The organism is Candidatus Saccharibacteria bacterium (genome assembly GCA_016700375.1).
Lineage (GTDB): Bacteria > Patescibacteriota > Saccharimonadia > Saccharimonadales > UBA4665 > JAGXIT01.
On record CP065016.1, the window covers coordinates 330,041 to 353,425 of the forward strand.

General features: G+C 51.9%; 22 protein-coding genes. 12 read left to right on the top strand and 10 right to left on the bottom strand.

The window, feature by feature from the left end:
- Nucleotides 1-228 precede the first annotated feature (228 nt).
- Entirely contained in the window at nt 229-1,137 is a 909-nt protein-coding gene (locus tag IPP75_01770; GenBank protein QQS69846.1) for a DMT family transporter, read from the top strand.
- Nucleotides 1,138-1,156: 19 nt separating this feature from the next.
- Here the strand turns inward: IPP75_01770 and IPP75_01775 are convergent, their stop codons facing one another.
- From IPP75_01775 to IPP75_01810, 8 genes are all read right to left on the bottom strand, one after another.
- Nucleotides 1,157-2,167 (bottom strand): M15 family metallopeptidase, encoded by a 1,011-nt coding sequence (locus IPP75_01775; protein ID QQS69847.1) that lies wholly within the window; start codon nt 2,165-2,167, stop codon nt 1,157-1,159.
- A 28-nt stretch (nt 2,168-2,195) separates the two neighbouring features.
- On the bottom strand, nt 2,196-5,528 hold the full coding sequence (locus IPP75_01780; protein QQS69848.1) for a C39 family peptidase: 3,333 nt from the start codon (nt 5,526-5,528) through the stop codon (nt 2,196-2,198).
- 26 nt (nt 5,529-5,554) lie between these two features.
- Nucleotides 5,555-6,547 carry a hypothetical protein gene (locus IPP75_01785; protein ID QQS69849.1) on the bottom strand — a complete coding sequence of 331 codons (993 nt, stop codon included), beginning with the start codon at nt 6,545-6,547 and terminating at the stop codon, nt 5,555-5,557.
- Nucleotides 6,548-6,563: 16 nt separating this feature from the next.
- Entirely contained in the window at nt 6,564-8,018 is a 1,455-nt protein-coding gene (locus tag IPP75_01790) for a hypothetical protein (protein QQS69850.1), read from the bottom strand.
- Nucleotides 8,018-8,554, bottom strand: coding sequence for a hypothetical protein (locus tag IPP75_01795; GenBank protein ID QQS69851.1), 537 nt, complete (start codon nt 8,552-8,554; stop codon nt 8,018-8,020). The genes IPP75_01790 and IPP75_01795 overlap by 1 nt, the downstream gene beginning before the upstream one ends.
- The gene (locus tag IPP75_01800) at nt 8,551-9,618 is read right to left on the bottom strand and encodes a hypothetical protein (GenBank protein QQS69852.1); all 1,068 of its coding nucleotides are present in this window, start codon (nt 9,616-9,618) and stop codon (nt 8,551-8,553) included. Before IPP75_01800 ends, IPP75_01795 begins: the two co-directional genes overlap by 4 nt.
- 318 nt (nt 9,619-9,936) lie before the next feature.
- Entirely contained in the window at nt 9,937-11,037 is a 1,101-nt protein-coding gene (locus tag IPP75_01805) for a hypothetical protein (protein QQS69853.1), read from the bottom strand.
- A gap of 343 nt (nt 11,038-11,380) precedes the next feature.
- The gene (locus IPP75_01810) at nt 11,381-12,256 is read right to left on the bottom strand and encodes a hypothetical protein (protein QQS69854.1); all 876 of its coding nucleotides are present in this window, start codon (nt 12,254-12,256) and stop codon (nt 11,381-11,383) included.
- Nucleotides 12,257-12,368: 112 nt separating this feature from the next.
- Here IPP75_01810 and IPP75_01815 point away from each other — a divergent pair, with 112 nt between their 5' ends.
- Complete coding sequence (locus tag IPP75_01815) at nt 12,369-13,442, top strand: polysaccharide deacetylase family protein (protein ID QQS69855.1); 1,074 nt, start codon at nt 12,369-12,371, stop codon at nt 13,440-13,442.
- Nucleotides 13,443-13,455: 13 nt separating this feature from the next.
- Here the strand turns inward: IPP75_01815 and IPP75_01820 are convergent, their stop codons facing one another.
- Both IPP75_01820 and IPP75_01825 read right to left on the bottom strand, forming a co-directional pair.
- Complete coding sequence (locus tag IPP75_01820; GenBank protein QQS69856.1) at nt 13,456-14,067, bottom strand: hypothetical protein; 612 nt, start codon at nt 14,065-14,067, stop codon at nt 13,456-13,458.
- Nucleotides 14,068-14,196: 129 nt separating this feature from the next.
- On the bottom strand, nt 14,197-14,778 hold the full coding sequence (locus tag IPP75_01825) for a hypothetical protein (GenBank protein QQS69857.1): 582 nt from the start codon (nt 14,776-14,778) through the stop codon (nt 14,197-14,199).
- Nucleotides 14,779-14,999: 221 nt separating this feature from the next.
- On the opposite strand from IPP75_01825, the gene IPP75_01830 reads away from it, so the two are divergent.
- The 10 genes from IPP75_01830 to IPP75_01875 all read left to right on the top strand — a co-directional run bounded on the left by IPP75_01830 (nt 15,000) and on the right by IPP75_01875 (nt 22,718).
- The gene (locus tag IPP75_01830; protein QQS69858.1) at nt 15,000-16,031 is read left to right on the top strand and encodes a hypothetical protein; all 1,032 of its coding nucleotides are present in this window, start codon (nt 15,000-15,002) and stop codon (nt 16,029-16,031) included.
- 236 nt (nt 16,032-16,267) lie between these two features.
- On the top strand, nt 16,268-16,525 hold the full coding sequence (locus tag IPP75_01835) for a helix-turn-helix domain-containing protein (GenBank protein ID QQS69859.1): 258 nt from the start codon (nt 16,268-16,270) through the stop codon (nt 16,523-16,525).
- A 5-nt stretch (nt 16,526-16,530) separates the two neighbouring features.
- Complete coding sequence (locus IPP75_01840; GenBank protein QQS70148.1) at nt 16,531-17,406, top strand: IS3 family transposase; 876 nt, start codon at nt 16,531-16,533, stop codon at nt 17,404-17,406.
- 322 nt (nt 17,407-17,728) lie between these two features.
- A complete protein-coding gene (locus IPP75_01845) occupies nt 17,729-17,959 on the top strand; it encodes a hypothetical protein (protein ID QQS69860.1) in 231 nt (76 codons plus the stop codon).
- A 192-nt stretch (nt 17,960-18,151) separates the two neighbouring features.
- Nucleotides 18,152-18,397, top strand: coding sequence for a hypothetical protein (locus IPP75_01850; protein QQS69861.1), 246 nt, complete (start codon nt 18,152-18,154; stop codon nt 18,395-18,397).
- Nucleotides 18,398-18,588: 191 nt separating this feature from the next.
- On the top strand, nt 18,589-18,897 hold the full coding sequence (locus IPP75_01855; GenBank protein QQS69862.1) for a hypothetical protein: 309 nt from the start codon (nt 18,589-18,591) through the stop codon (nt 18,895-18,897).
- A gap of 70 nt (nt 18,898-18,967) precedes the next feature.
- Entirely contained in the window at nt 18,968-19,849 is an 882-nt protein-coding gene (locus tag IPP75_01860; protein QQS69863.1) for a WhiB family transcriptional regulator, read from the top strand.
- Nucleotides 19,850-19,963: 114 nt separating this feature from the next.
- Entirely contained in the window at nt 19,964-20,437 is a 474-nt protein-coding gene (locus tag IPP75_01865) for a hypothetical protein (protein ID QQS69864.1), read from the top strand.
- A 1,012-nt stretch (nt 20,438-21,449) separates the two neighbouring features.
- On the top strand, nt 21,450-22,409 hold the full coding sequence (locus IPP75_01870) for a hypothetical protein (protein QQS69865.1): 960 nt from the start codon (nt 21,450-21,452) through the stop codon (nt 22,407-22,409).
- Between the two features lie 9 nt (nt 22,410-22,418).
- Nucleotides 22,419-22,718: an RS21-C6 protein gene (locus IPP75_01875; protein QQS69866.1), complete on the top strand. Its 300-nt coding sequence runs from the start codon at nt 22,419-22,421 to the stop codon at nt 22,716-22,718.
- Nucleotides 22,719-23,385 lie beyond the last annotated feature (667 nt).

Here is a 23,385-nt window from a genome sequence, read left to right on the forward strand (position 1 = left end):
GAGATATTTATATAACCCAGATAGCGTCAGACATATGCTATGCTTGAGATGGTATAAATCTAACCAGGGTGGCGTGAAATTCGCCAATCGGACGTGATTGACCGTTTGGGGTCATAAGTCGTCGATCCGTCAGCTGACGGAATGAGAACGTGCAATTCGTTCACCGGCCGTACAGTCGGAATCCGTCAAACGACGGATGCTTCCCAAGGAGGCAGAAAGGGAACTAGTATGAAGAAGATTGCCCAGGCGGGAGCTTTGGCTGTTATTATCGCCGCATTGCTATGGAGTATAGATGGCCTCCTGCGTCGCCACCTATACTCGCTGCCACCAAGCGTCATCGTGTTCTGGGAGCACTTGCTTGGGCTGGTTTTTCTGGTACCGTTTCTTCTAAAAACACGCGAAAAGTTTGGCGAACTCACCCGTAAACAGTGGTGGGCGATGGGTCTTGTGGCGCTACTATCCGGCGCCCTCGGAACCATACTCTACACAGCAGCACTTGGGCAAATTAACTTCATCAACTTTTCGGTTGTAGTACTTCTGCAGCAACTCAACCCCATCTTTGCCATAGCCACCGCCGCCGTGCTGCTGCGTGAAAAACTGAGTAAACAGTTTATTTTGCTTTCGGTCATTGCCCTCGCAGGCGCCTACCTGGTGAGCTTCCCAGACATGCGCGTAAACCTCGATACGGGCAAGGGGACACTTATTGCTGCGCTGTACGCCGCTGGTGCTGCCGCAAGTTGGGGTATCGGTACGGCGTTTTCAAAGTACGCGCTGAAGGGCACATCCTATCCGCATGTCACGGCAGCACGGTTTGGACTTACGGCCGTACTATCACTGTTTTTCGTCATTGGCAGCGGCTCGGCTAGCGCGATTTCTGCGCTCACACAAACACAGTTTTTCTACCTACTTGCTATTACGTTTAGCACTGGCCAGGTTGCACTACTCATCTATTATTATGGGCTACAACGAGTAGCTGCGAGCCGCGCCGCAATCCTAGAACTCGCCTGGCCCCTCAGTGCCGTCATCATCGGCTGGCTCTTCCTGAGCCAAGGCCTGACCCTCACCCAAGCCCTAGGAGCCATAACCCTGCTCGCCACAACTTACCTGCTTGTTTCTTCAAACAACGAAATTACATAGCCGCCACAACAGGACCTGTTTACTTTTTTTTAGAAAAATGCTGCCAGTCTTTGTTCAAGCCGTTAAAATCGCCACCCCAAGTCCAGCCCCGTTCAGTGAACAGTTGAATTACCTGAGCACCCAGCGCGGTATCTCTGCCGAGCATTCCAGGACTTAATTGATCCCTATTGAGATAATCTGTTCCTGCTAATGGCGATACTTTTGTTCCGTTCAAGCTTAGAAATGGATTCTGCAAGGGGTTAATATCTACCGCGAGTCCATATCCGTGGCTAGATACGGTCGGCGGTGTTTTATCGGGAACATTCCGGCAATTGAACCCAGACGTGTTATTCGCTTTCATAGAATATGCGTCGATTTTTTGTGCCTCAAATAGATTGGGTGTTGCCAAAGTTTTTGGTGCAAGCTTTTCAAGCGGCTTAACGGTGTCGAGCGGAAACCCTAACGAATACATTTTCTCAAAGATTTCGGCAATATCATTAGCGACCGATTTATGCACATCAATCTCACCCGTGCGACTACTGCCATCAAAGGCAACATACGGAACATACACTCGCCTGAGTTCAGCTGGCGTAGCCAAGCAACCAGCCCGCCACGACACATTATTCATTCTAGCTATTTGCAAATCTGTAAGGGTATTTATACGACTTTTTGGCAACCCTATGCAACCACCGCCTGTCTGCAGAACGGCGCCCAAAACTGCTTCACCTAGAACAGATTGATTAAACCGGCGAATATCTTCCTCGGGCAATCCCTCTCGAGTTGCTATTTGCCCGAGGTCCATCGGTTTTTCGACAGGGGTACGCGTGTGTCCTGTGGCCACAAGAGTTCGGCATGTATCAGATAGGTCATTGGGCGACGGCGTAGCACCTATAGCATTCGGTGACGGACCAACCGTGGCGAAGGCGTCTGCCTCTGCTGTTAACACAGAGGCAGGTCTTGCTGGTCTTGCCGATTCATCCGACGAACATCCACCCAATAAGACTGCAGTGACCAACCCTGCTCCAATAATCACATTATGGTTTGTTTTCATGCTACAAACACTTTTATTACTTTATATCCTACTTAAATATTGCGACAGCAACGCTGTTTGCATCAAAAATATCGCTCTGTGGATCATAGGCTACCATGGTTTTTGCAAAACTATTAGGATCTAAGACAAGTATCTTTCCTTCGGCGGTAACTCCTCGAATGACAAAGATGTGGCCACCTTTTGTACCAGGTGTCGCGGGATCTGTATCGGTTCCATTGGTAATGACATAGCCCCCAGCGTCAGTAACCTTTTTAATCTCTTCAAGAGAATCGGGATTAATGTTTTTTGCTTTTAGACCAAAGTGTTCCGCGATAGCTGCAAATGCGCCGTGTGACGTTCCTTCGTCGGCTCGAAAACCTTTCTTTACGTTTAATTCGCCAACCTCAACAGGGCTAATAAACCGCCCCAAAAGGTTAGAATAGACCATAGCTTGGCTGGTAGGGCCGCAGCCGCTCGATGTTATTGTTCTGCCACTTTGGTCAGGGCGTTGATATGCACTTTCGGCCCACCGTTCATCATGCTGGTTTAAGTAGGTATGACCCTTCCACTTGTCTGGTACGGTTTCGCTGCCTTTTTTCATGCCTACTACTTTGCCGTTCTCATATACTGGCACGATTGTTCCGTGCCATTCGCCTTCAGCTCCTTCCGGCGCCGCTGGCTTTTCAGCCTTTGGCTGTACTACTGCCTGACCCGCAACCATAGCCTCAATTTTTGCTTTGTTTGCCATGATTTTCCTGACATACTTCTGGGTTTCTTCAAATGGCGGTATGCCTTTGTACTTCAATACATTTCCGAACCCGGCATTATAGCCTGCAAGCATGAGTTCATATGGATCCCCCTGTACCTTACCGGCAGCCAACGCACTCTGCGCGTTCTTGAACTGCTGGGAAAGATAATATGCCTGAGCAGGAATTGCATACTTGACATCAAATGGGCTTGCGTCTGACGGGAAGTTTAGGTCTTTAACTATTTGCCCCCAGGTTGCATCTATAAACTGAGCAATCCCTTTAGCTTCGCCGGATTTTGTCATCGGACCGACAGCGTCCTTTTTAAAGTTCGATTCTGCTTGAGCATCCGAAACAGTAATAGACACAGGGATGCCATATTTATTAGCTGATGCAATGAATAAGTCAATATATTCTTGTGGTACTTTAAATTCAGCCAAGGCATTTTTTAACGCTGCCAATTGCGCTTCTGGGTCTATAGGTTTTTCTGCACCAGGACTTACAGGCTTTTGTTCCCCTGGAGCGGGCTGTTCCGGAGCATTTGGAGTTTCTGTTTGTACAGGCACTGGGGCGACTGGTTGCTGGGCGGCCTCGGCTGCTTTTGCTTGTGCAATAATATCGGCGAGTTCTTGCGCGTTTAAGTTATGTACATCAGAAAGCGCAACTAGTTTCGCTAGTTTCTGTAACTGTTCTTCGCTATAGAGATTTTTTCCAGCGCTAAATTGTTCTGTTTTGAGGAATTTTTCCATGCCATCCTCTACAAACTGCAAAATATACTTCTTGTCTGCCGGGGCAATACCTTCGGGGAGGCTTGAGAGCAAAATATTATAGACTTCTTTGGTTTGCGAGTTATCAAAAACATCTGGAAGCTGCGAGGCAACAACTGCGTGTGCAATGTAATTTTTGGCTGTCGTCGTAAAATCACCGTCTTTCTTGCTCACGGTATCGGCAACCCCTAAGAACATATTCGTAACGCGGTTAGGATCTTTCAGGGTAGCACCGGTCACTCCCTGGAACCCACGGAGCAGACTATCCGCGAGTTCCAGGGTACTCTTCGTAAGAACTTCAGCATGCTTAACTGCATCTTTTAAGATAGTCTCTTGGGCGGGAGGAAGCGTAACTTTTTTTGGGGTCACAATCGATTGGCCAGAACCGACTTCCGGTTGTGAGGGCGCTTGCCCATCAAGTGTCGGGCCAACGGCCACCGCACCAAGCGCCTCGCCACTGCTAAAAACTCTAGGCGCAGCAGTTGAAAACCTAACCTCGGAGGCAGCGGGTGGGGCAGCAGGGGCAGCTTGTGCGCCACTGACCGATCCGCCGAGTCCGGTTGAAACGACGATTATGCCGCCGAAACCAGCCTGAACGTCAGCTGGCTGCGCGGTCGTGCGACTAGACTCTGCGACAGGCCGTGGTGAGCTGGGCATGGCAGCAGCGCCAGATGCATTCGTAACGATTATTGCGCCCGCCACAGCGGCGGTTGCAGCGGTCCGGACGGGACCTTTATGTGTTCGAAGCCATTCCCCAACATCTACCGTTGTGACCCTGCCGCCCGACTCTTGACCGGGGATATACGTTGGGTCGGTAATCTTGGGCTGTTTTTTCTCGGCACCAGGCATACGGACATCAACAATCGGTGATTTTTTGGGCGCAGACTCGGGTGTTTGCGCAGGAGAATCCGACCGCCGTGAACCATCCTTTTGTGGCTCAACATAGGTGCGCCCACAGGCCTGGAGCACCTGGGCTGCAGAGTGCCGATAGTTCGCAGGGAAGCTAGGAGCATTCAGCATTCTTTCGGCTGCCGCTACCAAATGATTTACCGTAGCACTCACACTTTCGAACCCTTTTTGGTTGTGTGGATTCTGACGGTTGTGAGCTACGATTTCTTGACTGATAGCAAGGGTTGTCTGCATGAGATGTGTCACATCTATGGGGTCGGGGCTTACTGGCTTCTTTGGATTACTCGCTAGCTGTGCCAGGCATCGGCTAAGTAGTGTCACCATACGTGCATCAAGCGCCTGCGGCAGCCCAACGAACCGGCTGACCTCATCATAGCCGCGCATTTTTGCCCGCTCGCCAACTATAACACTATTCGCAAAATTTCCTGCGAGTGCTTCGGCCTTCTTTGCGGCCTCGCTCGGCGGCAATTTTTTGTGCTCCGGGAGGTGCCGAACGGCTTCAATAAATATTTTTTCATTAAAATCCTTTTCCGGTTTACGTAGTTCATGTTTCAGACGCTCAAGTAAAGCTTCTCGATGTGCTACTCTGTCAATGTCGTTTAAAGCCAAAACCCGTGCTTCCGACACAGGCAACCCTGCTTGTAGCGAACCGGTAAACGCGCCCCGTTTGTATAGTTCATCAAAATCGCGTCGAAGCCCTGAAACGTAAGGATTCTTGGCCATTTCTGGGTCATTATCATCGGCAATCCGCACTAATACTGAACCTTTTGCTCGGCTCGCAAACACCGGAAGCGCCTCAAGCGGTACTACTGTCTGATACATATCATGTAACAGCCCGGCAGCATTCTGCCTGAGTGTCCGAACAGCGTCAGGTGCAAAATCCTGCTGCGCGCCGGCTGGTGTTTCGGTTTCGACTGGTGGCATAGCTTCCGGTGCTGCGTTTCTACTTCTTCTAAACATGACTGGCTCCTATTACCGTATATTATTTACCCTTGGTCTTTAACGATATTTAAGATAGACGGAACCTCTCTGGGTTTCCCAACAACTGCACCCGATATTGTGCTCGGCTGAGGATCAGGGGAATGCGGAAATAGTCCGCTGGGAGCATCTAGTACCACCTGCGCCCTATCGCGCAAACCTCCCGCGACAAGCCGTGTTGTTGCGACAATAGATGTATACTGTCTTACAAAATCCATGACTCTCATAAGGACTACCGTCGCAAGTTCATCGGACAACCCTTCAGTAGCAGCAATAATTTTTCGCATTGCTTCCCGCTGCTTCGCCGCATCATTCTGGGCGTTCGGGATAGCCACATGTAAACGATTTAGTAAACTTTCAACTGTTTGGTCAACATCATATTCTTTCATCTCTTTTTCAAAATCACCCAGGATACGTCCTTTGGGTGGATTTTGCACAAGATGAGTTCGCTGGCGAACAATTGACTGCATGTCCTGAAGTGCTAACTTTGAGTGAGAGTCCTCTGTCTTGACGGCAGCTTCATAACCCTTGTGAAAACCACGAAATAGTTCTTCTTGACTCCTGTTATGCGAACCGTAACGTCCCAGGGCTATTAACAGCTCATCCCCCCTCGTCACGATGCCATCTTCGGGTAATCGTGCGTCTTCTGCAGTTGGCTGGCCAGGGAGCTTTCTATCGCGGGCAAATAACTCCGTGCGAAAATATTGACTACGAATATCTGCTGCGTTTCGCACAGCCCCGACCACAAATGAAAGTGCCCCCACTTGAAGCTCAACCCGCTCAAAAGGATTTTTCACCGGGTACTGTTCTTGTTCATAAAAACTGGTCGATAGACCCCTCACAATTTGGGGCAGATTTACTGGTGCTACGTCCACCAATTCTTCGCCAACCGCCAGACTGCCCACTGGTGCTACCGCAAACTGAGCATCTGCATGTACAAGCGCCAAGCTTTTATCACTCTCAGGTTGAATCCTTTGTCTCAGTGTATCCATTATTCCCATGTCGGCTGGTACTCCTTTATGATTTATCCGGTATTAGGGTTGTTACTGGGTCGGGTTGGTCGGGCTTGGTGGCTTTCGTGACGAGCTGCACGGTGCTCGTACTGACTTTCGCGGCCGCAAGATACGCCTTAACAACAGCCTCTCCTTGGGCGGAGATGGTGTCATCACCCTTAAATATGACCTGGAGGATGGTATTTGGGTCATTCAGACCATAGGCCTTTTTCATACCTTCCTTAACCATGTCGATAAGTGTTACTTTATGCTGACCACTGTAGATACTTTGCATACCTGCCGCAATAACCTCTTGTATCATATTGACCTGGTTTTCTTCGTATTTCTTTTTGATGTGAGTAATTACTGCCTGAACGGCCATCTCTTGGGTTGAAGTGGCTGGATAGAGATTGGGCGGTATGACTTCTTTAAGTGGGGCAGTTGGCTCGGTAAACAGCTTCGCAACATTAGCGATACACGTCTCATACGGGTTACTTGGCTGGTCTTTTTTGCAGTCAATACGGTCAAAAAACGGCGGCACATCAGTTTTGGTTGCAGCTTCGGACGGGTTTGGTTTGATAGTCACAGAGACTTTACTGAGGTCAACAGTTGCGATTTTCTTTGCTTTGTCTATAGCCACCGCCGATTTGGCCGGGTCGACGTCGTACGGCGCATTCAAAACAATCAGGCCCGTCCAGGGTGCGGTAGTACGGAACATATTTTCCGCCGGCAAATCGGTGAAACCATTAAATTTGGTCGGGTCAGCAGGAGAGGTAAAATTCCAAGATGTTTTAGCGGTTGTTTCTGCTTTAAAGGTAGCGATTGTGGCATCCTTGAGCGGCCCTGTCTTACCATTCACAATTGCAGCACCGTCGGCAATAACAAGACTCTCTGCCGATATACCTGAGCGGCCGGGCAGGAAGCTCATTAGCTTGTCGCGAAATACCACCCCAGCGCCAGATAGACCAACCGCAAGTGCAGCCACAACGGCAACACGTTTTTTGTGCGAGGTTCTTGGCCGCTCCAGTGGTACCAAATGGGAGGGTAATTCACCTATATGACGAACGGTGGTCGGGCCAGATGGCGCTACGGGCGCAGAATTATTACCGTACCTTAAGGGCGTGCCGCGGCGGCGACTCTCTAACGCAGCACCAAACATACCTTGCGCAAGCACAAGTGCTGCCCCCTCTACGTCTATACCCATTAGCGGCGAGGACCCCGTACCCTCATAGTATTCGGATGGGTGAGTATCATCTGTGCCTGGTATGGTTTGTCGTCGCGCCACCGTGCCGGCATGAGGGGAACCAAGGGCTTCGTGACGAGTGCGTGCGGCCTGACGGTCGGTTGATAAACCAATCGGGGCACTGTGCGGTAGCACAACGTATGGTTCCGGCGCGGGCCGGACTGGCGGTTGGTCCGCCGCTGGCGGTATTTCAGCAGCCGGCCCAGAAGCAGACCGTCGCCATGGCAGTGGGGGCATTACCACACCTCACTTTCGTTCACTTGGAGCGGTATAGCGACTTCACGAGACTCGACCGCAACCACGCTAGGGACAACAATAGACGAGATGGACGAGATTCCCCGGGTGGGTTCTGCTGGCGGCGTGCATAGCACATCACTCTTGGGCATAAGGGTATTGATTGCGACATTGGCAACGGGATTCTGTTTTGCCCAGCATATACCTGCCGCACCAGACTTGTACGCGCCCACTTCAGCACCGTAGTGTACTGCTGGAACGGCCGCTGCAAATAGCACGAGGCTAACAACCCTCCCCGCTAATCCGCTTTTCCTCCCCTGGGGGCTAGGACCCCGTCGTTCAGCGCCCATTTGCGAATACTGCGGGTAAGGAATGCGGTCATGTGGGGCAAAATCTTGCCGGTACGGAGCGACTGCGCGAGTTTGCGGCAAATTTGCAGGAGCATTTGGGTCTACGATAACCAGTTCTTGAAGACCCGTTCGAGTATTCACAACCCGAATCACGCGCTGACCGGCCCCAACATCATGTCGCTTACTCATAGTTTCGTCGCCCCCTCCAAGCCTTTATTTACCTGCTCAGGCGACAAAGGCTTACAAACCGGAGCAGGACCCTGGAGCTCGAAAGTGAGCTTTAATGACTGGTCTGAAGTATTTTTTTCTAAAACCTCTTTCTTGGCGTCTGCATACTGATTGTCGAGCGTAATGCTGTCGGGGAGCGTTACGGCAACATCGGCTGGCGTTATTGGATTACCTGGATTGTATTGGTTGTATTCTTTCACAACTTTGTCTTTAAGACTTGTCGCAACCTGTTCCTTCAGCGTTATCCAGGCTGGGTTCGCGCAGGCCTTTGTAACATAGTCTGCCGCAGCCCAGCGAGCCACATCGCGCCCGTAGGTGCGCAAAATGTCAGCACCAGAGGCGCTGGGGTCATTATTGAGCCCAAGGGTAAATAGCACCGTCTTGAGTTGCTCGTCAATCTGCGATGCCGCCGTGCCGCCAATATTCATCACTTGGCCATAGGCCTTTGGGTCGATAGGGTTTGTCGGATATACGAATGTTTCCCAGGTAGAGCCATCGGCCGTTAGCGTAACCCGCGGTGTACCTTTTTTTGCGTCATTATCTATGATACGTTCGAGCGTTTTTGACTGCGGGCAAATAATATTCGTCATATTCCCAGTGTATGTCGTGACAATAGTCGGGTCTAACGGCCCCATCACAACTGGTAAATCGACATCAACCTGGCTTTTCGTTGCCACGTCTGAGCGATACCCCCCTATACAGGTTCGGTCAAGAGCAAAGGTATCGGTGACCTTGCCGTGTTTCACCTCTACCGATGTATGTACGCCGACCTGGGCCATTGTATCTTCTATCAGGTTCGAGAATCCCTGGAAGGCACCGTGCAGTGCGGCACCTGCCAAGACCAAGAAAGCACCGGCGCGTAGCGGGTGCCTCGCTACGTTGCCAAATAGCATACCGGGCATAAACACACCAGCGTCAGACCGGAGTCGGTTCATACCTGTTATTTGTGCACTGTCTTGCGTGCAGTCTGGCATACCGTCATTCGGTTGCGATTGCGTTTCAGGTGTTGGAGCCGAGAGACTCATGGTGCATTACCTCTTTGGTTATACTTGTTACGCCGGCGTCCAATAGGGCACCGGATCCCTCTGTTGCGGCAACCAAGCACGTGGACAATGTCGACACGTCAGCTCGGATGTCGTCCATGCACCATTTCATGAGCACGTAGCCCAAGAAGTTGCATGGCCAGCGGACGGGAACCACCCCTTCGTGTCTGCTGGTCATACAGCTCTTGCGTTCCTTATACCTCACGCAAGTATGGTTTTGAGTATACATTCTCAGTATCGTATGTCAACACATTTTTTACTTTTTGTATAAATGATGTAATGTACTCAATCTGCTTATGCTTATTCTATGCTGGCCTTAGGTACCGGCACAGAACCAGCTGGCAATCCTGCCAGCCCGAGCAGCTCATTGTGTGGCATATAGCAAATATTCCAGTCTAATGATCGTAGCCGGGAGCCTGCTAATGAACCATCGAATTGCTGATGTTTCGCGCCCGAATTCATAAACGTACCATCGCTTTTCTTGATTCTATAACTCACAAGTAGCTGTCGAAAGCCTGGGGCTGTATACGTTCCAAGTCGCTCACGCTGCCAAAGCCCTGACTGGTCTTCTGCCCGTACCGCATGGGCAATTTCCTCTGGGCTCATGAGGAGGTTTCCGCCTGCGACTTCGCTAGCCCGCCACTGCCTGCCCCACCACAGCACCGTTCCAGGCACATGCGGTGGGTTATTCATGACGCTTTCTTGAGCGCTCATGGCCTTATGTGTATTGGCCGCCTGCATTCTGTCACGCGAACCCCACATCCAAGGTGGAATGTAGGCAACCAGCTGGCGTTTAGGGTCTGCTAGATTCGTAAGAAGTCTCTCAGTAAAAGCCTGTAGCATATCACGCGTCAAATCATGATATTCACCGCGTATTTGATATTGCTCAAAGTTCACCGCCGGGACAATTCCAGTAGCGCCGTTTGTAGCTTCTGTAAAATAGTCTGCCTGTTTTACCGGGTCTGAGTCGGTCAGAGCGTGATAGGCAATGGTAACGAGCCCCGCGTCTGCCAACCGGCGCCGCATAGTGTCATAATTGGGCTCACGTACTGTAGCTCCTTGCGTGCTAGATTTTGGCATACCCACCGTTGCGCGGACGGCACAAAAGGCCAGGCCAGCTTTAGCCATTTTTTTCGCATCTAGCAGCCCACTTGCAAGATTGTTGGCTGCGTCTGGCCTTGCTTCTAGCGCATCATAGCGAGAAAAGTCCGGCCCCATAAGTAGGGGCTGCGTGGTGGTAAAAATGGGTGATTCTGTCGTCGTACCGGTAGTAGACCGTTCTTCACTGTGAGCTGACCCACCCGGGGTGCAGGCCGCCAAAACGCCAGCAGCGACAAGGCCCGTACTAGCAAGCATAAAGCTTCGGCGAGATATAAGCGGTGATTCGAACTGTTCTGACATGATATAACTCCTGGTATTCTGCTGCATGCGAGCTTCGTACTGTACACGAGATTCAAACTTTGAGCTCATGTGCATTTTCTCCTCGAACATCGGAACGAGCCGTACTAAAGTACGGTGAAGTGAGTACTGGAGAGGAAAAATGTGCAGGAGCCGAAGAAGCCAGCGGTGCGGCCAGCTTCGCTGGACGGCAGGCTGGCTGGTGCGAAACTCGTGTTGTGAAGCGTCTGAAAGTTAGGTTTCAGCGATGTATTATCTTGGGTCGTGCTGGGGGAGAAGGAGTGAGTATGAGTACTCAGCTTTAGTGTTATCCTTCTTCCCCAGCGTGGTGGTGACCCGTCGACGCCTACGTGGCGTCAGCGTAGACGTGCTTGCGGTGCATCTCTGCGAGCAGCTCCTCGACGTCGTCGGCGGCGTCGTCGGCGTCGTCGACCACTTCGCCCGCGATGACGTCGCGGTCGGCGTGGTTGGGGACCTCGTAGAGGTCCTCCAGGCTGGCCGTCGAGGGCCCCTTGTTGGCCTTCTGTAGCTGGTGCGCCGCGCGCCCGAACCGACGGAGGAGGCCGAAGAGTATGCCGACGACGGCGAATGTGACCTGGACGAGCAGGAGAACCCACTTGACCGACCAGTCCAACTCGGTCTTGTACTGCGGGTCTTGGCTGGTATATGCCAACGCCAGCATGCTGTGCATGAAGTCGTAGACCACCAACCAAAACACCATGCTCAGCACCAACCGGACATCACCCCAGGGGGCGACGTTGCCAACGACCGGCAGCGTTGCCAGCCGGGGCAGGAAGTGCCCGACGACCGGCGCCGCGGCCAGCAGCAGCACCGGGAGGCAGACCAGCACGAACCTGCCGGCACGCCATCCGAAGGCCCACCGGCCTTCGTACGCGGCCGTTCGGTTCCACCAGTCGATGGGGCCGGCCAAGACCAACACCATCAGCGGGGCGGCCAACAACACGTACCAGCCGACGGGCTGCAGGTAGCGCACGACCTCGATGGTCGAGCGCTGGTCGACGGGCAGGGCTGCCCTCGACACGAGCCACAGCCCTGCCAGAGCTGCGACGAGGCGCCACAGCGGCCGCGTCCCGTGGCGCTGGGAGTGGCCGAACTGTCGCTCACCCGCGGTGAGCATGAGCTGTCGTGCTTGAAGAGTCATCTTCATGACCCTCACCTTCCTTTCGACGAGGATTTTTGCGAAGAGCAGTGAAATGACCATAGGGGTCACCACCATGCATAGGTATACACTATTTCATCACACATTTGCAATATACAAATAAATGTATTATGTTAAGCTGATTAAACTATAGGCAAGACTAAGGAGCAACTATATGGCACGCAATAATTATGATGAAGGTGGTTACGGCGACTTCGAATATGATGTATATGGACCAGATGCATACGGCAATACCCCTCCTCGGTTCTACACCCAACCCGGTGCAGGGGACTACCCAGCGAGCGGCTTTGAGCCAGTAGTGACACTCCCTCGCCGGCGGTGGCCTGCATTTGTGGCTGGAGTAGTTTTAACCCTTGGCATTCCTCCCGCTTGGGAAACATTTGTTTCACCTCATTTTGGCACCGTTGCAGCCGCTACACCAACGGAAACGACTGCACGCAAAGCAGCGGCCGCAAGCCCAAGCTCTAGCGCACAGTCGACCAAAACAAAGACCACTGCACCCAGCGTGACGAGTACTGTCACTCCGACTGCGCCAGCCGGTACGTCGCCAAATGCAGAAGCTTGTCCGGTACCAGCTGCCACGCCCATGAAGGCCGCACCAGGCAAGGGAAAGACCGTTGCGCTGACTATAGATGACGGTCCTAGCCCGCAAACACCGAAAGTTCTCGAGATTTTACAGCGCGAGGGTGTACCGGCAACGTTTTTCGTAACGGGTGAGCACGCTGCGCGCTACCCAGCCGAGCTTGGTAAGATAGCGCTCGCTGGCCACCTTGTGGCCGGGCACAGCTACGACCACCGCTATCCTACAGAGGTTAGCGGCGGCTGGACACCAGCTTTTCTTGCCGACCAACTGAGCAGGACAAACAGCCTCATCACCAAAGCTACCAATAATCCGGTTTGCTTTTTCCGTCCACCAGGCGGTTTTATGACCAACGTTATCGAAGCCGCACAGCGTGTGGGGCAACGCACGGTTATGTGGTCCGTAGATAGCGAGGATTGGAAGCAACCAGCGGGCACGACTACTGAGGCAACTGCCGCTATCGTCAAAGCTGCAACCAATGTAAAAGACCAAACGAACCCTATCATACTCATACACGAAGATAAAGCCAGCCACGAGCCTGAGACTAAGGTTTCGTCGAACAGAAGCAATACCCTCGCTGCGCTGCCGGAAATTATCCGGTGGTACCGAGCGCATGGCTATACATTTGTCACGCTTGACGGAAAATAATCTGCCGGGGTCGCTATTTCTTTACCGAACTATTTTTATGCAGTCGGTCTGCATTGCGCTGCTGCTCTATTTCGGTGAGCGTGGGATGTGGTTTACCGCGAAGCTTGTCCAAAAGCCAACCGGCGGTTTCAAAGGGCTCGACATAGCCGGCCACTCCACCGTCAACAAATCGAGTAAGAGCTGGCACACTGGCCTCTCCCTCCACAACCGTCCGGGAACCAGCCGCTACGCCTGGTGCCACCACTAGTACCGCTGATAAGACCAGACCTGTTGTGCGTCGCCTTGCGCGCCGCGCAGCTTGCTCAGCCATATGGCGCCGGTAGCCAGCCTGGTAGGCACGTTGCTGCATGGCACGGGTTGTTGCTGGCTTTGGCGTACCGTCAGTCCCGGGGGGCACTGAACCATCGACATCCTGCCTACTAGCAACCGGTCTTCGGGCTGGCCAAGACGTGCCGTATTCTGATGGTTCAGCGGAATCGTGGTGTAAACTAGGGTTCCCATACCCGCGCAATGGCTCATGCTCACTAGAACTAGGCTGGTATCCGGCAAGTGCTTCAAGCTTGCGCAGTAGCTGTTCGGCAGAGTCCGGAGCTCCGTGGCCTGTCCCGTAGTTTTCGTATGCCATAGCAAAACCTCTCAAACGACTTTATAGTAAAAACATCACAAAGTATACTCTATTCAGCAATTTTGACAAGAGCGCAACTAGTACTTTTGCAATATTAGGAGCCGCCGCTAGGTACCCGCTGGTTCTTGGTTAGCGCAGAGCAGTTGTGCCAGCCTGAATGAGTGTTGGTGTAACCGGTTCGCGGCCCACGCCGTCTGGGTAGGTGAAGGGTAGCACGTAGCTGCCGGGACCAACCTGAACTGTTTCTTTTGCTAAGTCAAAAACATAGCATAATGACACCCGGTCATCTGCAACAGGACCACCGTTCCCGAGGCCAGGGTGTTGGGCCTGAAGCATTTCGTCTATTTGCTTTCCCAGCTCATCTACCGTCCGCGGCAACTGTGTGCCAGGGTCTACGCCTGCTGATACTTCTGTGGTAAGTTCAACCGGTACATCCTGACCATACTGAAGTTTATAGGCGACCGGAAGTAGCTGTAGGATTGCCTGAGCGGTACGAGGCACGGGGTTACGAACATCTTCTCGGAGCTTATCGTAACTAAAGACAACACAGGCTTCAGCAGACTGGGCTGCGGCTGACGCACTGTTATCTCCGCTGGCCTCACTAGCGCTGCACGCAGTAAGTGCAATTCCTGCGGCAAGTGCAGCAGCGACGAGCGGTACAGGTCGGGATAGTTTTTTTTCTACAATAGTAGCGCGCCTAGGCAATTTCATACCACCGTTTTACCTCATCATGTCCAAAAAGTAAATTGCTTGTCTTTGTGTTTTTGTCAATACGCATGTATAACTAGGCCTGAATCTCGGACACACCCGTCCTGATGGTTCGCGTTGTAGTACGCGGCCGCCCACAAGGCAACCCGTACCCACACATTAGGCCCCGGACCAACCCGGTCTGCTGGGCTTATGTCCTTTTACACCCCCCGAAGGAGGAGACCATGCGAAACGTTCAGAAATGGGCGCCAGTAGCGTTCATAGCAACCGCACTAGTCATTGTGCTGGGGCTTGCCCTAGTCACGATATCGGTCGGCGGCAACGCCGCGCCGGGCTGGTTGGCCGCCGCCCTGCTCATCGGCACTGCCGTATGGCTCGCACGCCGCCCACGCCGCCCGCTCCCGCCGTCGCTCCAGGAGCGACTGGGCGTCGAACTCGCCGAGCGCGGCGTCATGCACGCCGTCGCCGGCACGGTCGAGGAGGAAGCTCCCACCCAGGAGCTCCCACCCGCACCGGAACCGACGCCAACGCACGACGAGCCAGGTGACGACCCTGTGGTTCAGCGCGCGCTACGACACTGGATTTCCCAGTTACCATCGTTGCTCGTGGCAGCCGGTTCGCTCGTCGCGTTGGTCGTCGTCCGCGCGAACGAGGACAACGGCGTCTACGGCTGGGTCATCGCGATCCTCGTGATGATTGGCTTCGGGATCATCGTCCTGCGGCCTTACTTCGCAGCCGTAGAAAAGGTTGGCGAAGCCTACCGACGACTCCGGGGCATCAAGCGTACCACAATCGCGTGGACGAGCATCGGCATCGGCTGTCTCATCGCGGCGTTCGTCCTCTGGTGGTACCAAGCCCAGGTCTCACTGGACCTCAGCTGGCTGTGGTCGGCGCTGGTGTGGCTCGCTGAGCGACTGTGGGGACTCGCGCAAGCGGTGTTCCAGTCGCCCGCCACGGCGATGACGGTCGTCATCGCGTTCGCCTTCATCAAGATGGTGTTCTCGCTGCTCGTCTGGGCGAGCAACCCCATTGTGATCACGGAGGCGTCGATCACGGCCGTGTCGGGAATTCTCCGCAAGTCGGAACCAAAGGTCGATTTTGACCAAATCACCGACTTGACTCCCGTCTACCCCTTCAAATTGCGCCGCATCCAGCTGCCATGGTGCACGCTCAAGGTCGAGACCGCGGGACAAAACCAGGGGTTCGATGAGATCCCATGGTTCCCGACGAAGTATTTGCGATACGTCAAGACCTGACGGGTCGCAAAGGGTGTTGAAGGACATGGAGCGCGGCGGGCGTACGAGGCAACCCCTCACACCCCGCCGCGCTCCAAGACACTCTATGTATAAAAAGAAGTTACATTACCTGAATCACGAAGCTTTTGTCCGTGTCATTCCGAGCACTAAATCAAGATGTCACCCTCCCCATATACTGAACACACCGTCTAGCTAGCAGGCGGTACAATATATCTAATCTGAAGGGAGTTTTTCGTATGCCTGTTGGCAAACATATTGAGCAACATATAAAAGATGAAATCATCCTCAAAATACGAGATGGTGGTCTCAAGGTCAGTGAAGCTGCTGACCAGTACGGGGTTAGTAGCAAGACCATCTACGGTTGGCTAAGAGCTGGTGTTGTAGACGGCAACCGTAACCTCATCCTCGAAAACAATCGACTCAAGCGTGAGCTTGAGCAGGCCTACCGAGTGCTTGGTAGGCTGACCGCCGAAAGTCAGCGCCCAAAAGGTTAGCTGCCCTGGACGAGGTCGACCCAGGGTGGCGCAAGCAATACAGCAAGCTCCTGGGCCTTGGCCGGACAAGCTACTATGTTCGTCCAGCGAAACAAGCAGAAACCGACCGACAGGCTATTGCGCGGCTACAGGCAGCCCACGAACTCCACCCATTCTACGGCGTCGACCGGTTAGCACTGCACCTTGGCTGGAACAAAAAGAAAACCAGACGTATCCGTACGCTTGCGGGTGTTATCATACCGACACCAACTAAGAAGCGTCGGAGCGGTTGGTCTGCAGCAGCAGAGATTAGCGCACCGCCTAACGCTCTACAGTGCTACGCTCGTCTTAAAGACGAGCTGCGGCCACAGGACGGTCAAAGCTATGCCGACATGGTCAATGCTCATGCGTGGGCGCAGGACTTTACATACCTGTGGTTCGAGAAGCGCTGGCACTATCTGGCGGTGGTGCTCGACCTGAAAACCAGGCAAGTGGTTGGTTGGCGGCTCGGTACACGACATACCAGCGAGCTGACCCACGAGGCACTACTCGATGCACTCAGCAAGCATCCAGCGCCAGCAATCCTCCACTCTGATCAAGGTTCTGAATACTTGAGCTACAGGCACCAAGACCTCTGCAACAAAATGGAAATCCAACTTAGTGCGAGCACCAAAGCCAGCCCCTGGCAGAATGGTTTCATGGAGCGATGGTTTGGTGGCTTCAAGCGCGAAGTCTGCAACCTGACACAATACAAAAACTTAGCGGCACTCCACGAAGCCATTGCCCTGCACATCTACTATTACAACCATAAGCGTATCCACAGCGCATTAAAGATGAGCCCGGCAGCTTACGCTGCCAGTCTCAACAAGAGAGACAGGGTGTTCGCTAAAAGGGGAGGTTGACAAGATGACGTCTTCACGGTGTCAGTGAGATTCATGATTCAGACTGAAGAACCTGAGTCACGAAGCTTTTGTCCCTGTCATTCCGAGTACTGAATCAAGTTCAGCATAAACTCCGTCTGAGGAATCTCCTTATTTTACTTGTAGCTATATGGTGAAAAGAAGATCTTTCGACTTCTCCGCTGTGCAGCGGATTCGCTCAAAGCCTGCCCTCGACCCGATCGGGGGATGACATTGTATGGTGTTCTCTGGTTTCGTGATTCAGGTTGAAGACTATTGCTTCCGTGTCAATTTTATGTAATAATTAAATGTACAGGAGAACCCTATGGCAAAAGCATCATTTGAAACAGTACCAGAGCTACCGGGCGAGGAACCATTTCGCCCAGCGAGTGAAAAGAGTTCCGGCATTATCCTTTTTGGCACGCCGGCCACGACCGCGCACGGCGTACCAGGCCACTGGACAGGAGGAAATGGAGACAAGGAATTCTACCCTACCCGGGAGTACATCGAGGGTATGCAACAGCCAGATACCCCAACCGAGCCAAATTCGTTCTAAGGTTCAAATAGCATTCCGATGTTGTAAAAATCGTATACTTTATTTGCGTTTGGGCAAAAAGTAGTACTCTATATGGGTAACGAAAGGCTCGTAGAGCCTTGAGGTGTAGTACCCGAACGGACACTCCCGTCCGATTCGGCTTGACATACCGCGGTCGCCCCTGTGGCACCGCAGAGAGGTAAGGTGGTCAGCATGACGACCTCGCTCATCACGGCAGACCCCGTTCCCCAGCCAACCACCCTGACCCTCAGTTGGGGCGGCATCACGGCATGGAGCCTCTTCGTGGGGCTTTTTGTGGTCTTCCTCCTGTACTCATGGAAGGGAAGGGAGCCGGCTCGTTCACACGCAGCCTGGGCGTGGAAGGTTCAGATTCTGACCTTCCTGCTCGTCGGGTTCGTGGTCGGGGTGGTTCTCCCCTGGTGGAACAACCGACGATGAACCCGCCGGTCGGCGCGGAAGTACGAGATTCGTTCTCGCAACCCGCGCCGCCCCCGGCACTTTGGCAGCCCTGCAGGCTCAAGCCTCGCAAACTCACGTCGTTCGTGCCTCCCTCTCAACCCAAAACCTCTCACACTCCCCACTCTCGCCTTTCGTTACATTTCTCTTATCAACTAAACAAACTACTCTATATGAAGCAAACTAGCCCAATATCCTACAAACACGGCTTTGAAATCCCAACACGGTGCGTTGGCTGTCCGTCCTTAAACCGTATTGTTAGTGCAGCCCTGGCAGACATGGCACCGCACCGCGAGGCGCAAGCGCGCGTTATGGAGGGCAGCGGACTTGTGGATCTAAGCACCGGCACCCTTTGGGCCTTTCCAGATGCACCTTCAAAATTGCCGCAGCAGCTTGCTCCCCTCGGTGTCGCCATAAAAAACATCTTCCTCGCTGCCCAAGAAGACATACACAAGCTCAGTCGCAACTGCCCAGGTATGTAGCAAACATGAGATATATGCTGTTTTACATCAATTTTACGCACCTCGTTGCCGGGCAAAAGGCAACTCTTGCATGCCCCTAAGCCAACCAAGCAATTCCGCGCCCGAACCAGAGGTATATAGGACGTTCGAAAACCGTTCCGCTGCGCTCACATACATGTGTGAGCTGCTTGGCTCTGTTGCGGGACAAGCTCTGGTCGTTGTTTCGTCCAAACAAGCACAGCAGGAAGTACTGCGTTTGCAGGTTGGGAGCGGGCAGCGCATACAGTCAGTCCAGAAAGTACCCTCACAGCAAGACCGCCCTAGCATAAGTGTTGCAAGCTACGGTGCAGTATTACAAGCGGCACAGACTCCCTACGGCGTGCGGCAGATTGACCGGGACACTCAAGAACTTGTTGTGTTCGATAATCCTCACCAGCTGGCGCCACGGCTTATTCGTTTGCTCCGCTGTGCCTTTCCGCTAGCGCAGCCATTTCGCGCCCTTACAACAAACGCCTCCCCAACCGCAGAACGGTACATGCGCGAAGTGTTTTCAGGCCCGCCAAAATTAGCTCCCGCAAGCCATTCTGTGGAACGGAGAGAATACATTCCATCATCTTGGGCGGGCACCCGAATCGGGCAGCATTGGCCAGAGCAAACGAACTGTTATGGCGATGGTTTTGACTCACGGTTTGCCCTACGGGAAACTGCAGTCTGGAATAGCATACGGCAAGAAAATTGCCCAAACTGCCCCGTAGCAGATAGCTGCCTTGCCGCCGGCCTTTCAGTGGACCAACACAATGCTGGTAAGCGCCAAAGGTTTTGGGGAGCCTGGGGTGGGCTCAGCGAAGGTGCACGCCGTGAACTCCGTACCGCCCTGCAGCAAGGTGCGTCTCCCACCGAGTCTGCGTACCTTGTTGAGCGCGCTCGAACATCACACCCTACAGAGACAGAGCCAGTTGTCCGCACGTCCTAAACCTTTTTGTTGACTCACATTTTTTATACTAATGTTGCTTTATAAAAAACTTTATTGACTTTTACAATTATTCCTACTACAGTGTTTCTCACAGTAAGTTTTAGGAGAATATTTATGGCACGACGCGGAACACTTATAGGGGAGGGGCGAGGTACACGGAGTTTAGTGGTAGCAGGCGTAGCGGCGGCTGCATTTGCGCTTGGCGGTTGTGGTGATTACCGCCAAACGAACCCGTCACCAAGTCCAAAAACGGGTACAACTAAGGACATGGCTACTTCGCAAGCAGTAGAAATCTATACAAACCCGAACCTTGAGGGTGTATTTGGCGAACGCTCATCAATTGGTGGAATTTTCTTGCAGGTGAAAGATAAGTCAACAAATAAACCAGTCGGCGACTTTGAGTTAGCTTGCTCAGCCGGTGAAATACATGCTATTGATAACACCACGTTTATGGGTGGCAACGAGTTAATCATGAAGGGAAAGATTAATAAGTTCTGCGATGGTAATGAAATAATTCCAGCTTTCTTCGCACAAGATCCCACTACCGTAGGCAAAATTGTCATGGTAGCTCAGGCCGAACAAAGTTAAACTACGAACCAACTACTAGGTTCAGATATGGATTCTTAAGTCTCTCTGCCCGGGCAAACATCTGAAATCATAAGATCGTTGCCCTACGCGCCTGTCGGAGCTAGGAGATTCCGGGTTTTTTGGGCGGCCCGGCCGGTATTGTAACTAAACTCGGCTCAACACCCGCGTAACAATAACCTCGGCCTACTTACGTCCTAGTAACAAGCTTAGTTCTTTGATCTGTTTAGGACCTTCTTAATGATGCTCAGTGTCATCAGACTTATGCGTCAAATTTGACCTCTATTTCATACATGTACCGATTATATTTTTAAAAATCTATTTGTTATATTCACATTTGAGTTGTATAATAAGGTCTAATTTAGTCTTACATATCATGAGGTTTTTTAAAATGAGTGAGCGAATGTCCTTTCACGTTGCCGATGGTCTTGATAGCTCTTGCAATGTAATGTCCCCTTCGTATCTAGGAAATAATCCCGTCCTATTGGTGTCTGCAAATATGCCTGGGTGTGGAGCCACCACGCTAGTAAAAAGAATTGGGGAGAGTATACAACGTTTAGGCTTCCCTGACCCAGCAGTAGTTCAAGTTGGACAGCAGATAAGAGAGCGCCTCGGGGTAGCTAATGAGGAGCAGCTTGCGGGTCGATTAGGTGAAGTTGGCAACCCTAACGTAATCGATCGCGCAATATATAGTGAGCTGCCAGACGACAGAATATGCATCGTTGATGGCAAGCTAGCTACAACTACTGCGCCATTACACTTACCGAATAATCGGCCGATTGTTTCTATCAACCTGAGTTCAGATCTGCTAACGAGTACTAAGCGAGTTCTTGAGAGAGAGTCAGGAGTCACGACTGAAAGGCTACTTACCACTGAGGCCTCGGTGCTAGTCTCTCGACTAGCCTTACTTTCAGCCAGGGCTAATCACGATAATAGCATGCGAGACCAAGTGGGGTCGAAAACTGAAGACCGAAAACCGGATTTTGCGATATCAATTAATACAAACTCCATGTCCATGGACGAGATACTAGAATATTTTAGCGGTAACCCCAAGAGTAAGCATTTTGAAGACTACGTCCCGGACTGGGAAATCGAGGCAGTACGTAATACCCTAGCTTCACTTGCATACCTGAAGGTCGTGTTTGACAAAACTACCAGAGCTAACGATCGTGTACATTTTGACTTCCAATACCAAAGCGTACTGTACAATCTTGATCGACTTGAGACCACTCTTCACCCTGCAGGCCTAAAGGATATCCGCAACGCCCTACGCAAAGCGTTAGTCGACTGCTGGATGGGTTTAATGATGAAGGAAGTCCCACGATTCTTTGAAGACAAAGATGGCAATATATCTCTAGATACAATCTCACATACATGGTCCCCTGAATATTATAAGATTGCTGAAGCTTGGCCAATATTAAGCACTATACTGAAGAAAAAAAGTGTACTTGATCCTTTCGGAGGCGCGGGAACAATGATAAACCTATTAGCTGCACGCGGAATAATATCGAGTGCGATCGTTACTGATTTATCGTACAGAGGCGGCGAGCCGATTGATGACGATGGACACACCTACGCCGCCGAACTTAACGCACAGATGTCTCACGTTTTATTCGACGGTTTGCCCTCGTGGTATAAACCAAATATGGATATCGTGGTAGATAGGTTTAGCGCAAACGCACAGTCCTTACCAGTCCCGAATGATTCTGTTGACTACATCGTTACAGACCCTCCCTATAGTAAGAATCATGATAGTGGTGGAATAGGGTTGCTAATTGGTTGTCTTCCTGAGTTTCAGCGAGTTACACGAAAAGGTTCAATCATAATGGCACCACTAAAGTCTCCTGCTGCGGGAGTAGACTGGCCAGCTCAGATTAGTAATGCCGGTTTCCCAGTCGAAAAACTTAGCAAAGATATTTCTCGTGGCCAATCAGGGTTTCCGATGTGCTACATTAAGGTAGGCCATCGTAAATAAGGATACCCCATGAACCTTAAAGAGTTACAGGCTGACTTAAAAGATATCTGCAACAAAAATGGCTGGAGTAGACTTGATACTACAGCGGTTTTTTTGCTTTTTTCCGAAGAGATTGGAGAGCTGGCGAAGGAAATACGTCTTCATACCGGTATAAAAGGCGAGAAGAAACCGAAAAATACGGCCAATCTAAACGCCGAGTTTGCTGATGTGCTCAACTATTTTATGGAGCTCGCAAATCGATTCGACATCGACCTTACTGAGGCGTACCTGCAAAAAAAAGCTGTCAACCAACTGCGCAACTGGAAATAGTTTTAAATAACATTGCATATAATGCCTATTACTCGTATGATACTACCTGACCACCGGTCAAGGTAACACTCCGCAAAACGCGTCGAGCGCTACCCTAGAAGAGGGTAGTCTACTGGAGGAGGATGGGATTGGGTAGGTCAATCAACACCCAGTTCAGGATGAACGTTCACTCGAAGGAACAGGAGGAGAAGAAGTCGGCAATGCCGGCAGAGCAAAAGAGGGCGCGTCGCCGCAAACGGCGTAGACGGCGCTAAGCAGGCCTAGACTGCCGGGGAAGGTGGCACATTAGGCGTTCAGCGCCACCTTCCCCGCCAAAAACCAGCCTAAACAAGACCTTCGCCTTTACCCATCAATCACAAACCATCAACCCACAATCAACCACCTCCTCGGTTTTCTACCTTCTTCTTCTCCCAGTATGTAATGCTTATAAACCTGAATCACGAAACCAAATAACACCGTACAATGTCATCCCCCGATCGGGTCCAGGGCAGGCCCGATCGGGTCGAGGGCAGGCTTTGAGCGAATCCGCTGCACAGCGGAGAAGTCGAAAGATCTTCTTTTCACCATATAGCTACAAGTAAAATAAGGAGATTCCTCAGACGGAGTTTATGCTGAACTTGATTCAGTACTCGGAATGACACGGACAAAAGCTTCGTGATTCAGGTTT